We start from the raw sequence: 14,751 nt of genomic DNA, 5'->3' as shown, positions 1-14,751 counted from the left end.
CCTACCCGCTCCTCCCGCGCAACGGAGCCATACCCTTGCCTAAAAATCCCTCGTAATTCCGCATCAACATATGGGATTCAATTTGCTGGGCCGTATCCAGGCCCACGCCAATAACGATCAACAGGGAGGTGCCGCCAAAATAAAAAGGCACATTCAGCTTATAAATGAGAAATTCCGGAATTACACAGACGATGGCCAGATAGATAGCGCCGGCAAATGTAATCTTCGTGAGGACATTGTAGATATAGTCGGAGGTTCGTTGACCAGGCCTGATACCAGGAATAAAACCTCCGTACTTTTTCATGTTGTCGGCCATATCAACGGGGTTAAGGACCACTGCCGTGTAGAAAAAACAGAAAAAGATGATGAGCCCTACATACATCAAGGTGTAGAGCAGCGATCCAGGGGCCAGCTGCGCCCCGATCGATTTCACCCATGGCGTCTCAAAGAACCCCGCAATGGTCGCAGGAAATGCGATGATCGACGAGGCAAATATGGGTGGAATGACCCCGGCCGTATTGATCTTCAATGGAATGTGTGTACTCTGTCCTCCATAGACCCGTCGCCCGATCACCCGCTTTGCATACTGCACCGGAATTTTCCGGCGCCCACTCTCCAAAAAAACAATGGCGGCGACGACGCCGATCATCAAAACCGTCAATCCGATCAATACAAACGCATTGAGCTGACCGATTTCGTACAGATTGTAGGTCTGTGCCACGGCCGCAGGCAGCCTGGCGACAATCCCGGCAAAAATGATCAAAGAGATGCCATTGCCGATCCCTCGCTCAGTGATCTGTTCACCGAGCCACATCAGGAACCCCGTGCCGGCCGTCAACGTGATGACCGTCATGAGACGGAATCCCCATCCCGCATTGAGCACGAACGCTCCCTGATTCATTTGTTCCAGTCCAACCGCAATACCAAACCCCTGAATCAGGGCAATGCCGATCGTCCCAAACCGGGTGTATTGAATGATCTTCTTCCGACCTCGTTCGCCCTCCTTGGCCAATTTGGTCAAATGCGGGATGACGACCGTCAACAGTTGGAGGATGATCGATGCGCTGATGTAGGGCATTATGCCCAGCGCAAAAATCGTCAGGCGGGATAATGAACCGCCTGAGAAAATATCGAGGAACCCCAACAAGGCCCCCCCTTGTTTTTGCAAAAACTCGGAAAGGGCCTCACCGTTGATGCCAGGAGTCGGGATGTGAGACCCGATCCGATACACCACAAGCATGCCGAGCGTAAAGAGAACACGAGTCCGCAGCTCGGGGATCTTGAAGATATTCTGAAAACTGGTCAGGAGCCGTTCAAGCACCGCCGATGACCTCGACTCGCCCTCCGGCCGCTTGGATCTTGGCTTCAGCCGATTTACTGAACTTATGCGCCTGAACAACGAGCGATCTCTTCAACTCGCCATTGCCAAGAATTTTAATCGGCAACTTTTTTCGCTTCACTAGTCCGGCATCAACCATGGCTTGTGGCGTGACCGGCTCGTTTCCGACCCATCGTTCAAAACTCTTAATGTTGACGACTGCATATTCCGTCCGTGCCGGGTTGGTGAAGCCGAACTTGGGCAGTCGGCGTACCAAGGGCATCTGTCCGCCTTCAAATCCCGGACGTTTGCCACCCCCTGATCGAGCCAACAGTCCCTTATGACCTTTTGTGGCGGTCTTCCCGTGACCGGACCCAGGCCCTCGTCCTATGCGTTTTCGTCGCTTCTTTGCTCCTTGTGCGGGAGCCAGATCATGGAGGTTCATGGCTTTCCAACCTCAAGCAGATAGCCGACTTTACGGATCATTCCTCGCACCTGAGGCGTGTCCGGACGGATAACCGTCTGTCGAATACGTCGAAGACCCAGACCACGCAAGACAAGGCGATGCCGTTCAGGTGTTCCGATGGCGCTACGTCGCAATGTCACCCGCACAGTTTGAACATCATGATTGGGAGCTTTTGCAGTCTTTGCGGAATCCATCACACTGTAGCCCTTTCTCGCCCTTCGGCAACCGCTTGCCTACGGAAGCGCAGAACATCATCCAAGTTTCTCAATTGGGTAAGCCCATCTAGCGTCGCGCGAACCGCATTGAAGGGGTTCCCACGGCCCAACGTTTTTGCGATGACGTTATGCGCACCGACTAACTCCACGACGGCACGAACCGCCCCTCCGGCGATAATTCCGGTACCGTCGACGGCCGGCTTAAGCAATACGTGCTCTCCCCCAAACAACCCATGCACCTCATGAGGGATGGTTCCGCCTTTCAGCGCGACGTGAACGAGGTGTTTCTTGGCTTGTTCGACGGCCTTTGAAATCGCCACCGGGACTTCAGCGGCTTTCCCCTTGCCTATCCCAACCCAGCCATGACCGTCACCGACCACGACAAGCGCACAGAAGTTGAACCGCTTCCCACCTTTCACCACTTTGGCAACGCGATTGATGAATACGACTTTATCCTTCAAGCTTAACTCATCGGGATTGACTCGCACGCTCTTACCCCGCAGTCCTAAGTTCAGTTACCGTTCGGCGCATAGGTCACACGCTTGCTGTGCTCACCTGGTCTCCAGCCAATCTAGAATTGCAAGCCCCCTTCACGCGACGCATCCGCAAGGGCTTTGACTCGGCCGTGATACATCCGGCCTCCCCGATCAAAAACCACAGTGCTGACCTGAGCGACCTTGGCACGATCGGCGATCAATTTCCCTACCGCCTTGGCCGCTTCAATTCCACCGGTCGACTTGAGAGACTTACGTAATGATTTATCAAGCGATGACGCGGACGCCAGTGTAGCGCCTCGAATGTCGTCGATTATTTGAGCATAAATATGGCTCGCGCTCCGAAATACGTTCAGGCGTGGTCGTTCTCCCGTCCCAGAAATCGTACGCCTCACTCGTCGGCGCCGTCGATCAAGCTGTCGAACTTTGTCTGCAGCATTCATGGCCAGTTCCTATTTTCCGGTCTTACCTTCCTTCTTTCGCAATGTCTCGCCCGCGTAGCGAACGCCCTTTTGTTTGTAGACGTCCGGCGGCTTAATGGCACGCAGATCAGCCGCCACCTGGCCCACCAAACGCTTATCAACTCCCTTGATGTTGATGAGCGTTTGCTTGTCCACCTTCACATCGATACCCGTCGGCACCTCATAGATCACTGGGTTGATATAACCCACATTGAAACTTAATGTACGACCCTGAATTTGGGTCTTGTAACCCACTCCGGTGATTTCAAGCGAACGTTCATACCCCTTGGTGACACCGTGGATCATGTTGCTCAATTCCGCACGGGTCAGCCCATGCAAGGCTCTCAATTTACGATCGTCAGTCGATCGCCCAACAGCGACTTGGCCATTATTGACGGCAACGTCCACCCCTTGCACGAGCGACCAATCCAGCTTACCTAATGGGCCTTTGACAGATACGGTTGACCCGGCAACCTTGACTTCTACTCCACCCGGAATTGCAATCGGCTTTTTTCCAATACGGGACATGGTCTGTTATACCCTTTGATCGAGATCGACGCGACTCAGCCGCCTACCATACCGAGCAGAGAACCTCTCCCCCAAGACGACTCTTACGGGATTCCTGGTCGGTCATGACGCCTCTTGATGTAGAAAGGATGGACACACCGATCCCATTGCGGACTTTCTTGATATCCTGACTTCCGACATAGACGCGACGTCCCGGCTTACTGACACGCTCCAGCCCGGTAATCATCGGCTGCCCTTCGCCCACGTATCGGAGACGCACAGTCAGAACGGGATGTCCGTCATGAACTCCATCCTCGATCGCATCAACATAACCTTCCTTCCTCAAGATCTCCAAAATAGCACGCTTCAGCTTTGAGGTAGGAACCGTGACGGTTTCATAACGACGTTGTGCGCCATTCTTTAAACGAACAAGAAGATCGCCGATCGGATCGGTAACCATGCTATATCCTTCTATCCTCCATTGTCAGTCACCGGCACGAGCACACCGGCTACCAGCTGGATTTTCGCACTCCGGGAATCTCTCCGCGCAGTGTCATCACCCGAAAGCAGATTCGGCACATCCGAAACCGACGGAGATATCCGCGAACCCGACCGCAGACTCCACACCGATGATAGTTCCGCGTGGAGAACTTTTGTTTCGTCGCCGCCTTATTTCTTAGTGCCAATCGTGACACAAGCACTCCTTCCGTTCAAACAGTCGCTGTTGAGGCATGCCGTTTTCACGCACGGAACGGCATACCCAGGTGCTTCAAAAGAGCTTTCCCTTCGTCGTTCGTCCTGGCTGTGGTAACAACCGTAATGTCCATTCCATGGATCGAGGCCACTTCATCGTACTTGATTTCAGGGAAGATGAGCTGCTCTTTTAAGCCAAGGGTATAGTTCCCCCGACCATCAAAGGCCTTGGGAGAGACACCGCGAAAGTCTCGTATTCGAGGAAGCGCTAGTGTCACTAGTCGATCGAAAAACTCATACATCCGCCGGCTACGAAGCGTCACCTTCGCACCGATGGGCAATCCTTGCCTAAGCTTGAATCCGGCGATGGCCTTCTTGGCTCGAGTCACGACCGGCTTTTGACCGGTGATCATTCCCAATTCCGTCACAGCACTCTCCAAGAGCTTTACATTCTGAATCGCCTCACCCATTCCAACGTTCAACACTACACGCTCAAGCCTGGGAACCTGCATGATGTTCTTGTACCCAAACTCCTTCATGAGTGCGGGGACCACCTGCTGCGCATACATGTCACGAAGCCGTGGTCGGAACTTGGACTCCTCGCTTCCCTGGTCCAGTTGCGGAGCCGGCTCTTTCTTCGAGGATTTTCGCTCTGACAGCTTACCAGGTCGGCTTTTCGGTTCCTTGGCCATTGCGTAACCTATTCCACGGTCTCGTTGGACTTCTTGCTAAAACGCACGCGTCGCCCGTCTTCCAAAACTCGAATCCCGATCCGGGTAGGCTTCTGTGTGACCGGACAGAGAAACATGACGTTGGAAACCTGAAGCGGTGCCTCTTTCTCCAGAATGCCTCCCTGCTTCGCCTTCTGGTTCGGCTTCGTGTGTCGCTTGATGATATTCAGCTTCTCCACGACCACCTTCCCGGCCCGCAGGTCGATCGACAGAACCTTCCCGGTCTTGCCTCGTTCACGGCCAGCAACCACCACGACCGTATCCCCTTTTCGGATTCTGCTTTTTCGGAGTACTTCCACGATGCCTCTCGTTCGTTCTGCCCTACAATACTTCAGGTGCCAAAGAAATGATCTTCATGAATTTCTTCCAGCGGAGCTCGCGGGCAACGGGGCCGAAAATACGCGTTCCAATCGGCTCGCCCTCTTTGTTGATTAAGACGCACGCGTTTCGATCAAACTTAATATAGGACCCATCTTCGCGACGAACCTCCTTGGTCGTTCGGACAATGACGGCCCGACTCACATCGCCCTTCTTCACACTGGCCTGAGGGATCGCCTCCTTGACTGCCACCACCACGATATCTCCGAGCGACGCATACCGGCGTCTCGTCCCTCCGAAAACATGAAAGCACATGGCCTGTTTCGCACCCGAATTATCAGCCACATCCATATATGTGTAGTTCTGAATCATCGCTCAATTCCTACGCTCATCCTACGCTCGACAACAAACGGAACCGGAAGAAATACTGCTGCTTACTTTTCAGGTTGACCCTTTTCCATGACTTGAACAACGCGCCAGTTCTTTTGCTTGCTCAATGGCCTGGTCTGCACGAGCTTGACCCGATCTCCCACTTTACACGTGCCACTTTCATCGTGGACCTTCAGTCTGGTCACACGCTTGAGAACCTTCTTATAGACCGGATGCACGACCGATCTCGAAACCACGACGACGACCGTCTTTTGCATCTTGTTACTGACGACGTCGCCATACCAATGCCGACGCTTTGCCACCTCAGCCATAGAGCCCCCTACCTTTTAGCCCCCTCTGATCGAGCCTTCACTTGCCGGAGAACAGTCTTCACCCGCGCAATGTCCCGCTTCGTTTTCCGAATTTGCATGGGATTCTCGAGCCGCCCGGAGCCGAACTGAAAACGGAGATTGAACAGCTCTTGCACAAGCTGTTTTTCTTTGTCTACAAGTTCGCCTGCCCCTAACTGCTGGAGCTCTTTGACGTCCAACGCCATATCCCCTGCTCCTCTTCAGATCCTTGAAAACCTACCCAAACTCTCCGCGAATGACCAACTTCGTGGCAATGGGTAATTTGTGTGATGCAAGCCGGAAAGCTTCTCGAGCTGTTTCCTGAGTGACGCCGTCCATCTCATAAAGAATCCTGCCGGGTTTCACGACAGCAACCCAGTATTCAGGATTGCCCTTTCCCTTGCCCATTCGAGTTTCCGCCGGCTTTTTGGTGATCGGCTTATCGGGGAAAATACGCGTCCATACCTGCCCTCCCCGTTTCACATACCGAGTAATGGCAATACGCGCGGCCTCAATTTGCCTGCTGGTCACCCACCCTGGTTCCAGTGCTCTCAGACCAAATTCTCCTAGGGTAATCTGCCCCCCACGATAGGCCTTCCCGGTCATCCGGCCTTTCTGCATTTTTCTGAATTTGACTTTCTTAGGCGCTAACACGGCTCGATCTCCTCACCCAAACCGTCGATCTAAAGATGATTCGGCCTTGATCGGCTGAACAGGCAAAAGCTCTCCTTTGTAGATCCAGGTCTTCACTCCGATCTGTCCCATGGTTGTATGGGCTTCGGCAAATCCATAATCTATTTCGGCGCGAAGCGTATGCAGCGGCACACGTCCTTCTCGATACCACTCCGTCCTGGCGATTTCGGCGCCGCCCAGGCGACCAGCCACCATGATCTTGATTCCCTGGGCACCGAGCCTCAGGGCAGACTGAACGCTTCGCTTCATAGCTCTCCGAAAGGCGACGCGCTTCTCCAGCTGAGTCGCGACATTTTCACTGACCAGCTGTGCATCGAGCTCAGGCTTCTTGATTTCCTTGACCGTGATGTAGACCTGCCCTCCGTACTGTTTTTCAAGGTCGGTCTTCAACTTATCGACCTCAGCTCCCTTGCGTCCGATGATGATACCGGGACGAGCCGTATGGATGATCACTCTGGTTTGATCGCCGGACCGTTCGATTTCGACTTTCGATACACCGGCATGATACAGCCGACCCTTGACCATTTTCCTGATCTTGACGTCCTGATGGAGCAGCGCGGCGTAATCCTTTCCGGCATACCAGCGAGAACTCCAGGTATAGTTGTAGCCCAGTCGATAACCGATCGGATGTGTTTTTTGACCCATGCGTTGTATGCCTCAATAGAGAGAAGTGAGCTACTTCCGCTTGTCCTGAATTTCAGGTGTCCCCACGACGACCGTAATGTGACTCGTGCGTTTTTGAATTGCATTAGCTCGTCCCATCGACCTCGCACGCACACGTTTATAGGTCGGACCGCAATCAACGAACGCCTTGGAAATGACCATGGATTCACTATCGCCCATCTCCTTCAGCTCAGCATTTGCCACAGCGGAACGAACGATTTTTTCAACTACCCGCGCCGCATGGCGAGGGGTGTGCTTCAGAATAGCCAAAGCCATCGGCACCTCCCTTCCGCGAATCATATCGATCACCGGCTTGGCTTTGCGCGGCGCAACACGAACAAATCTCAGAATGGCACGTGCTTCAGTCATTATGTTCCTCGTTATTCGTCAAACCTTAACCGTTCAACGAAACCTCTCGCGCGTTTAACGAATCACGATTAACGTGCTAACGTCCTACTTCAGAGCAACGGCCTTTTCGGTCTTGGCCTGACCGTGCCCCTTGAAAAAGCGAGTCGGCGCAAACTCACCCAGTTTATGGCCGACCATGTTCTCCGTGACAAACACGGGGATGAATTTCTTCCCGTTATGAACCGCAAACGTATGGCCGATCATGTCGGGAACGACGGTCGATCGTCGCGACCATGTCTTAATCAACCTGCGGTCCTTCGTCTGATTCATTTGCTCGACTTTTTTGAGGAGATGACCGTCGACAAACGCCCCTTTGCTTACCGATCTAGGCATTTCGCACTCCTGACTTACGCCGAGCGATAATAAACTTTTCCGTTCTCTTGTTCTGTCTGGTCTTATAGCCCTTGGTCGGAAGACCCCATGGGGAGACAGGATGCGGATTTCCTTGTCCGGATTTCCCCTCGCCGCCTCCATGAGGATGATCGACAGGGTTCATGACGACCCCTCGCACGTGTGGTCTTTTCCCTTTCCAACGAGTCCGCCCGGCCTTCCCAACGCTGACATTCTCGTGATCGACGTTTCCGACTTGTCCGACGGTCGCCATACAGATTCCCAAAATCCTACGCATTTCCCCTGATTTCAGACGCACCTGCACATAATCGCCATCCCGCCCCATGACTTGCGCAAATCCGCCGGCACTTCGAATCAACTGGCCTCCCTTTCCAGCCTTCAATTCAAGATTGTGGATGGTCGTACCAAGAGGCATGTTGGCCAACGGCAATGCATTCCCAGGTCGGATCTCCGCCTGTGGACCGGCTTCTATTCCATCGTTCACGCGTAGGCCGACGGGAGCCAGGATATACCGCTTCTCCCCGTCTCGATACTTCAAGAGGGCGATTCTTGCGGATCGATTCGGATCGTACTCAATCGCTTCCACTCGTGCCGGCACCCCGACTTTATCGCGCAAGAAATCGATCGTTCGATAGAGCCGCTTGTGTCCCCCCCCACGAAACCGCACGGTCATCCGACCGTCGTTGTTCCGCCCTCCACTTCGAAGATGAAAAGCAGTCAAGGATTTTTCCGGCCTCTTGTCGGTCAACTCCTCGGTCACCACAACCGTCATACCCCGGCGACCTGGAGATGTTGGACGATACGATTTCAGCCCCATGATAACGCTCCCACCTTCCGGACTTCTTGCCAAACTTCTTGAACGAGCAAACTATCGAGCTCCACTAGGCGCTTTCGTACAGCTCGAGTTTCTCCCCTTCCTTGAGGGTCACCAGTGCCTTCTTCCAGTCCGACCGCCTACCTGAGAAGCGACCGAGTCGTTTGACTTTTCCACGTATATTCATGATGTTGACCTTATCAACCTTGACTTTCAACAATGTTTCGACGGCCTGCCTGATTTGGATGCGATTCGCGTCAGGATGAACCGCGAAACCAACCGTATTCGTTTTTTCACGAAGGCCCGTAATTTTCTCCGTCAATAACGGCCGGATCAAGACCCTGTGGCTATCAACGCTCATGACCACACCTCGCTCACAGGACCAAGCTCTCGCTCGGCGAGCATGATCACTTCAGCGCGAACAACATCGTACACGTTCAACTGATCTGCACTGAGCACTTTCACGGCAGTCAAATTGCCCGCAGCCTTCAAGATATCCGACTGTTCTTTCCCGACGATCACCAAGGTGTGGCCACCCTCGGTGAATTGCCTAAACGCTTGCGCCAATAATTTCGTCCGAGGTTGCTGGAGGGAAAGATTCGACACGACAAACAGTTTGCCCTCCGCTACTTTAGCCGATAAGGCACTCTGCAGCGCCATGCGATATTTCTTCTTCGGCATGGAATAGGCATAGCTTCGAGGCTTCGGTCCAAAAACACTCCCTCCATGGCGCCAGACGGGAGAGCGAAGAGACCCAGCCCTTGCACGTCCCGTGTGCTTTTGCTTCCATGGCTTCTTACCGGAGCCACTCACCTCGCCGCGTCGCAACGTTGAGGCGGTCCCCCTGCGCTCACAGGCTCGTTGCATAACGACCGCTTCATGCACTAATGCAACACGAGGCTCGCAGCCGAATACTTGCGGGGATAGATCGACTGTTCCCACCTTCTTTTTTTGTAAATCAAGCAGATCAATAGTAGGCATACTAACTCTTCTTCGACTTTCGCACGACAACGACGCCGTTCGTGGCCCCCGGAACGGCCCCGCGGACAAAGAGGAGATTTTCCTCGGATCGCGACTCGATGACTTTCAGCCTCTGAACCGTGACCCGCTCAGACCCCATATGACCCGGCAGGGTCTTTCCCTTCCACACGCGAGAAGGAAACGAACTTGCTCCGATAGAACCGGGAGCCCGATGAAACATGGACCCATGCGATTCAGGACCGCCGGCATAGTGATGCCGCTTCACGACACCCTGATATCCCTTCCCTTTTGATATCCCGATCACGTCGACCCAGTCGCCCTTCTTGAACATACCGACCGTCACCACCTGTCCGACCGTCGGCTCGCCGTCCTTTTGAAACTCACGTAACACACGACTGGCTGGTGCTTGATTTTTCTTCAGATGCCCGAATTCCGGCTTCGACAGCCTACCCTCTTTGACTTCACCGAAGGAAAGCTGAACCGCTTCATATCGATCTCGTTCTTTCGTCCTCACCGTCACGACTCGGCAGGGACCCGCCGCGATCACCGTCACCGGCGTCAAACGACTCTCATCGAACACTTGGGTCATGCCGAGCTTCTTTCCGATCAGTCCGTTTGTCATATCCATCCAGCGCTGGGCGTTGAGATTTGCAACTCACCACTTAGCGTTCAGAACTCATAGCTTTATTTCGACATCCACTCCCGCCGCCAGATTCAGCTTCATCAAAGAATCCATGGTCTCAGGCGTGGGCTCCATAATGTCGAGCAACCGTTTGTGTGTACGCATCTCAAATTGCTCGCGAGATTTCTTATCGGCATGCGTCGACCGTTGCACGGTAATTTTTTCAATCCTGGTGGGGAGCGGAATCGGACCCACTACCTTGGCTCCGCTGCGCCGAACAGTATCCACAATTTCCGTGACCGATTGATCCAGCACTCGATAGTCAAAGCCCCTCAATCTGATTCTGATCCGCTGATCGACTTTCACTTCATTCACCCCTAAGCTGCCAACCGACCAATAACTCTCTTACGCCAGAATTTCCGTGACGACGCCCGAGCCGACCGTCTTGCCGCCCTCGCGCACGGCAAACCGTAACCCCTGATCCATCGCGATCGGGCTGATCAACTCCGCCGTCACACTCACGTTATCCCCCGGCATCACCATCTCCACCCCCGGATTCAGCTGCACCACGCCGGTGACATCGGTGGTCCGAAAGTAAAACTGCGGCCGATACCCGTTGAAAAACGGCGTATGCCGCCCCCCTTCTTCCTTCGTCAACACATAGATCTCCGCCTTGAACTTCGTATGCGGCGTGATCGTCTTCGGCTTCGACAGCACCATCCCTCGCTCAACGTCTTCTTTCTTGGTGCCTCGCAACAGCACACCGATGTTGTCCCCCGCCTGCCCCTCATCGAGCACCTTGCGGAACATCTCGACCCCCGTCACCACCGTGCTCTGCGTGGGCCGCAGCCCCACGATCTCGATCTCATCGCCCACCTTCACGATGCCCCGCTCACACCGCCCCGTCACCACCGTGCCGCGCCCGCTGATGGTAAACACGTCTTCGATCGGCATGAGAAAGGGCTTGTCAATCGGCCGCTGCGGCGTCGGAATGTACGTATCCACCGCCTCCAACAGCTTCACGATGCTGGGCACTCCCAACGGGCCGCCATCCCCTTCCATCGCCTTGAGCGCACTGCCCTGGATGATCGGCGTCTTGTCCCCGGGGAACCCGTACTTCGTAAGCAGCTCCCGCACTTCCAATTCCACCAACTCCAAGAGCTCTTTGTCATCGACTTTATCCGCCTTGTTCAAGAACACGACGATGTAGGGCACCCCCACCTGCCGAGCCAAGAGGATGTGCTCGCGGGTCTGCGGCATCGGACCGTCCGCCGCACTCACCACCAGTATCGCCCCGTCCATCTGCGCCGCCCCGGTGATCATGTTCTTCACGTAGTCGGCGTGACCCGGACAATCGACGTGGGCATAATGCCGCTGATCCGTCTCATACTCCACATGGCTGATGGCGATGGTCATGATCTTGGTCGCGTCCCGCCGCCCCTGGCTCTCCGAGGCCTTGGCCACTTCGTCATAACTGATGAATTTCGCCATCCCTTTGTCCGCACACACTTTCGTCAACGCCGCCGTCAACGTCGTCTTCCCGTGGTCCACGTGCCCGATCGTCCCGATGTTCACGTGCGGCTTCTTCCGCTCGTATTTCGCCTTCGCCATAACCCACTCCCTCCCCTGATTCCCGATCCGCTATTTCTTGATGATGGCTTCCGCAATATTCTTCGGCACCTGATCGTATCGATCGAATTCCATACTGTAGGTTGCGCGGCCCTGCGTCCGAGATCGAAGGTCGGTGGCATAGCCAAACATCTCCATCAGAGGCACGGTGGCGTCGATTGCCTGAGCGCCGGCGCGAACCTTCATCCCCTGCACCTTCCCCCTTCGCCCATTCAAATTACCGATGACATCTCCCATAAATTCCTGAGGAACCAGAACTTCGACCTTCATAATCGGCTCAAGCAAGACAGGATCGGCTTTTTTGCAAGCATCCGCAAAGCCCATCGAGGCCGCGATCTTAAACGCCATCTCATTCGAATCGACGTCATGATAGGACCCGTCAATCACGGTCACTTTTACATCTCGCAACGGATAGCCGGCAACCACTCCTGTTTCCATCCGCTCCCGGACACCTTTTTCAATGGCAGGAATATATTCCTTTGGAATTGCCCCGCCTACGACCTTGTTGACAAACTCCAATCCTTTCCCGGCCTCAGACGGTTCGACCGTCAAGACGACGTGACCATATTGCCCACGACCCCCTGTCTGCTTGATATATTTCGACTCAGCCTCAGCCTTCCGTCGGATCGTTTCCCTGAACGCCACTTCAGGCTTCCCGACATTCGCTTCAACTTTGAATTCGCGTAACATCCGATCAACGATAATTTCGAGATGAAGCTCCCCCATCCCGGCAATGATCGTCTGCGCTGTTTCTTCGTCCGTTCGCACACGGAATGAAGGGTCTTCCTGCGCTAACTTCTGAAGCGCAAAACCCATCTTCTCCTGGTCCTGCTTAGTCTTCGGCTCAATCGCCATCGCAATAACCGGCTCAGGAAACTTCATAACCTCGAGCAACACCGGCTGCTTCTCATCCGCCAAGGTATCTCCCGTCGTGGCTCCCTTGAGCCCTACTGCTGCGACGATGTCCCCTGCGTGCACTTCATCGATTTCTTCTCGCTTGTTAGCGTGCATTTTCAAGATACGCCCAATCCGATCCTTTGTTCCTTTCGTCACATTCAAGACCGGTGTACCGGTTTTCAAGGTCCCGGAATAGACACGGAAATAGGTCAATTGACCGGCAAATGGGTCAGACATGATCTTAAATGCGAGCGCCGCAAACGGCTCACTATCGTCCACCTTCCTTGCCACTTCCTTGTTACTGTGTGGATCCACCCCCAGCACGGGAGGAATATCGAGTGGGGACGGCAGGTAGTCGACGACACCATCCAATAGCTGCTGCACACCTTTGTTTTTGAAGGCTGACCCGCAAAGCACGGGGATAACTTTCATCGAAATAGTCCCAGCCCTGATCGCGCGCATCACTTCCTCTTCCGTCAACGGATGACCATTCAAATACTTTTCCATCACCTGGTCATCAAATTCTGCGACTGCGTCGAGCATCTTCTCGCGGTACTCTTTTGCTTGAGCAAGGAGATCGCCGGGAATTTCATCGACCTTGTACTTCGCACCCAGGGTCTCATCATCGTAAAAGTACCCCTTCATCCTAACCAGATCGATGGATCCTCGAAATTCAGCTTCACGTCCGATGGGAATCTGAATGGGAACCGGCTTTGCCCCGAGCCGATCGATAATGGATTGAACGCTACCATAAAAATCAGCCCCGATCCGGTCCATCTTATTCATGAAGGCAATACGGGGGACGTGGTATTTATCCGCCTGACGCCAAACCGTCTCAGACTGAGGCTCAACCCCCTGCACGGAATCGAATGCCGCCACCGCTCCATCGAGTACCCTCAGCGAGCGTTCCACCTCGATCGTAAAGTCCACATGGCCCGGCGTATCGATAATATTGATGCGGTGATCGCGCCAAAAGCAGGTCGTCGCGGCAGCCGTAATGGTGATGCCTCGCTCTCGCTCCTGCTCCATCCAATCCATCGTGGCCGCACCTTCATGGACCTCACCCATCTTATGAGTCATGCCCGTATAGTAGAGAATCCGCTCGGTGGTCGTAGTTTTGCCTGCATCAATGTGAGCCATGATCCCGATGTTTCTTGTGCGCTCTAATGATGTCTGACGAGCCACTTCAACCCCTCTAAAAACAGTTGTGCTGCAGATGAAGCCGCCTCATACCGCTGCGACGTGTGGAGCACCAGAACTGCGGATCGCAGCGCGGCTCAACTGCAGCACAGAACGACGCTACCAACGATAATGAGCGAACGCTTTATTGGCCTCCGCCATCCGATGTACGTCTTCCCGCTTCTTGACCGCAGCCCCCGTATTGTTCGATGCATCCAACAACTCGGCTGCGAGCTTTTCACGCATACTTTTCCCACCGCGCGTGCGGGCAAACTGCGATAACCAGCGAAGCGCCAACGAGACTCGGCGTGCCGGCCTGATCTCAACCGGAACCTGATAGGAAGCACCTCCCACCCGACGAGACTTGACCTCAACAATCGGCTTCACATTATCCACAGCTGCCTTAAACACTTTCAGCGGGTCGCCGCCGGTCTTCTCCTGAATAAAATCAAATGCTCCATAGCATATCCGTTCCGTCGTACTCTTTTTCCCGTTACTCATCAGAGTATTAATAAACTTCCCGACCAGCTTATCGCGGTACCGAACATCGGGAAGCACTTCTCGTTGCCCTAAAAACCTACTGCGTGGCATA

General features: G+C 54.1%; 25 protein-coding genes. All 25 read right to left on the bottom strand.

From position 1 onward, the window contains the following. Window position 1: 1 nt before the first annotated feature. Entirely contained in the window at window positions 2-1,321 is a 1,320-nt protein-coding gene (secY, locus tag P0119_17435; protein ID MDF0667831.1) for a preprotein translocase subunit SecY, read from the bottom strand. Further along, window positions 1,314-1,763, bottom strand: coding sequence for a 50S ribosomal protein L15 (gene rplO, locus P0119_17430; GenBank protein ID MDF0667830.1), 450 nt, complete (start codon window positions 1,761-1,763; stop codon window positions 1,314-1,316). Before rplO ends, secY begins: the two co-directional genes overlap by 8 nt. Further along, the gene (gene rpmD / locus P0119_17425; GenBank protein MDF0667829.1) at window positions 1,760-1,978 is read right to left on the bottom strand and encodes a 50S ribosomal protein L30; all 219 of its coding nucleotides are present in this window, start codon (window positions 1,976-1,978) and stop codon (window positions 1,760-1,762) included. Before rpmD ends, rplO begins: the two co-directional genes overlap by 4 nt. Beyond that, on the bottom strand, window positions 1,978-2,487 hold the full coding sequence (rpsE, locus tag P0119_17420) for a 30S ribosomal protein S5 (protein ID MDF0667828.1): 510 nt from the start codon (window positions 2,485-2,487) through the stop codon (window positions 1,978-1,980). The genes rpmD and rpsE overlap by 1 nt, the downstream gene beginning before the upstream one ends. An 83-nt stretch (window positions 2,488-2,570) precedes the next feature. Continuing rightward, the gene (gene rplR / locus P0119_17415; GenBank protein MDF0667827.1) at window positions 2,571-2,936 is read right to left on the bottom strand and encodes a 50S ribosomal protein L18; all 366 of its coding nucleotides are present in this window, start codon (window positions 2,934-2,936) and stop codon (window positions 2,571-2,573) included. A 9-nt stretch (window positions 2,937-2,945) separates the two neighbouring features. Further along, window positions 2,946-3,482, bottom strand: a complete 537-nt coding sequence (rplF, locus tag P0119_17410; GenBank protein ID MDF0667826.1) for a 50S ribosomal protein L6 — start codon at window positions 3,480-3,482, stop codon at window positions 2,946-2,948. Window positions 3,483-3,525: 43 nt separating this feature from the next. Next, window positions 3,526-3,921 carry a 30S ribosomal protein S8 gene (gene rpsH, locus P0119_17405; protein MDF0667825.1) on the bottom strand — a complete coding sequence of 132 codons (396 nt, stop codon included), beginning with the start codon at window positions 3,919-3,921 and terminating at the stop codon, window positions 3,526-3,528. 49 nt (window positions 3,922-3,970) lie between these two features. Continuing rightward, window positions 3,971-4,156: a type Z 30S ribosomal protein S14 gene (locus P0119_17400; GenBank protein MDF0667824.1), complete on the bottom strand. Its 186-nt coding sequence runs from the start codon at window positions 4,154-4,156 to the stop codon at window positions 3,971-3,973. A 45-nt stretch (window positions 4,157-4,201) separates the two neighbouring features. Further along, window positions 4,202-4,846 (bottom strand): 50S ribosomal protein L5, encoded by a 645-nt coding sequence (rplE, locus tag P0119_17395; GenBank protein ID MDF0667823.1) that lies wholly within the window; start codon window positions 4,844-4,846, stop codon window positions 4,202-4,204. 8 nt (window positions 4,847-4,854) lie between these two features. After that, complete coding sequence (rplX, locus tag P0119_17390; protein MDF0667822.1) at window positions 4,855-5,184, bottom strand: 50S ribosomal protein L24; 330 nt, start codon at window positions 5,182-5,184, stop codon at window positions 4,855-4,857. A 22-nt stretch (window positions 5,185-5,206) separates the two neighbouring features. Beyond that, window positions 5,207-5,575 (bottom strand): 50S ribosomal protein L14, encoded by a 369-nt coding sequence (gene rplN / locus P0119_17385; protein ID MDF0667821.1) that lies wholly within the window; start codon window positions 5,573-5,575, stop codon window positions 5,207-5,209. A gap of 62 nt (window positions 5,576-5,637) precedes the next feature. Then, entirely contained in the window at window positions 5,638-5,904 is a 267-nt protein-coding gene (rpsQ, locus tag P0119_17380) for a 30S ribosomal protein S17 (GenBank protein MDF0667820.1), read from the bottom strand. An 8-nt stretch (window positions 5,905-5,912) separates the two neighbouring features. Then, on the bottom strand, window positions 5,913-6,122 hold the full coding sequence (gene rpmC / locus P0119_17375; GenBank protein MDF0667819.1) for a 50S ribosomal protein L29: 210 nt from the start codon (window positions 6,120-6,122) through the stop codon (window positions 5,913-5,915). Window positions 6,123-6,159: 37 nt separating this feature from the next. Further along, complete coding sequence (gene rplP / locus P0119_17370; protein ID MDF0667818.1) at window positions 6,160-6,576, bottom strand: 50S ribosomal protein L16; 417 nt, start codon at window positions 6,574-6,576, stop codon at window positions 6,160-6,162. A 12-nt stretch (window positions 6,577-6,588) separates the two neighbouring features. Then, complete coding sequence (rpsC, locus tag P0119_17365; protein MDF0667817.1) at window positions 6,589-7,260, bottom strand: 30S ribosomal protein S3; 672 nt, start codon at window positions 7,258-7,260, stop codon at window positions 6,589-6,591. Window positions 7,261-7,290: 30 nt separating this feature from the next. Then, window positions 7,291-7,647: a 50S ribosomal protein L22 gene (gene rplV / locus P0119_17360; GenBank protein ID MDF0667816.1), complete on the bottom strand. Its 357-nt coding sequence runs from the start codon at window positions 7,645-7,647 to the stop codon at window positions 7,291-7,293. An 84-nt stretch (window positions 7,648-7,731) separates the two neighbouring features. After that, complete coding sequence (rpsS, locus tag P0119_17355) at window positions 7,732-8,019, bottom strand: 30S ribosomal protein S19 (GenBank protein MDF0667815.1); 288 nt, start codon at window positions 8,017-8,019, stop codon at window positions 7,732-7,734. Then, window positions 8,012-8,854, bottom strand: coding sequence for a 50S ribosomal protein L2 (gene rplB / locus P0119_17350; protein ID MDF0667814.1), 843 nt, complete (start codon window positions 8,852-8,854; stop codon window positions 8,012-8,014). Before rplB ends, rpsS begins: the two co-directional genes overlap by 8 nt. Before the next feature lie 64 nt (window positions 8,855-8,918). Continuing rightward, window positions 8,919-9,212 (bottom strand): 50S ribosomal protein L23, encoded by a 294-nt coding sequence (locus P0119_17345; GenBank protein ID MDF0667813.1) that lies wholly within the window; start codon window positions 9,210-9,212, stop codon window positions 8,919-8,921. Beyond that, window positions 9,209-9,832, bottom strand: a complete 624-nt coding sequence (rplD, locus tag P0119_17340; protein ID MDF0667812.1) for a 50S ribosomal protein L4 — start codon at window positions 9,830-9,832, stop codon at window positions 9,209-9,211. The genes P0119_17345 and rplD overlap by 4 nt, the downstream gene beginning before the upstream one ends. A 1-nt stretch (window position 9,833) precedes the next feature. Next, a complete protein-coding gene (gene rplC / locus P0119_17335) occupies window positions 9,834-10,454 on the bottom strand; it encodes a 50S ribosomal protein L3 (protein MDF0667811.1) in 621 nt (206 codons plus the stop codon). A 54-nt stretch (window positions 10,455-10,508) separates the two neighbouring features. Beyond that, entirely contained in the window at window positions 10,509-10,820 is a 312-nt protein-coding gene (gene rpsJ / locus P0119_17330) for a 30S ribosomal protein S10 (GenBank protein MDF0667810.1), read from the bottom strand. 39 nt (window positions 10,821-10,859) lie between these two features. Continuing rightward, a complete protein-coding gene (gene tuf / locus P0119_17325) occupies window positions 10,860-12,065 on the bottom strand; it encodes an elongation factor Tu (protein ID MDF0667809.1) in 1,206 nt (401 codons plus the stop codon). 30 nt (window positions 12,066-12,095) lie between these two features. Next, complete coding sequence (gene fusA / locus P0119_17320) at window positions 12,096-14,165, bottom strand: elongation factor G (protein MDF0667808.1); 2,070 nt, start codon at window positions 14,163-14,165, stop codon at window positions 12,096-12,098. 114 nt (window positions 14,166-14,279) lie between these two features. Further along, complete coding sequence (gene rpsG / locus P0119_17315; protein ID MDF0667807.1) at window positions 14,280-14,750, bottom strand: 30S ribosomal protein S7; 471 nt, start codon at window positions 14,748-14,750, stop codon at window positions 14,280-14,282. Between the last annotated feature and the right edge of the window lies 1 nt (window position 14,751).

It is taken from the genome of Nitrospira sp., assembly GCA_029194665.1.
In the GTDB taxonomy this organism is placed as follows: domain Bacteria; phylum Nitrospirota; class Nitrospiria; order Nitrospirales; family Nitrospiraceae; genus Nitrospira_D.
The sequence above is the reverse complement of the archived record's forward strand: the minus strand, read 5'-3'. Positions and strand labels throughout refer to the sequence as shown.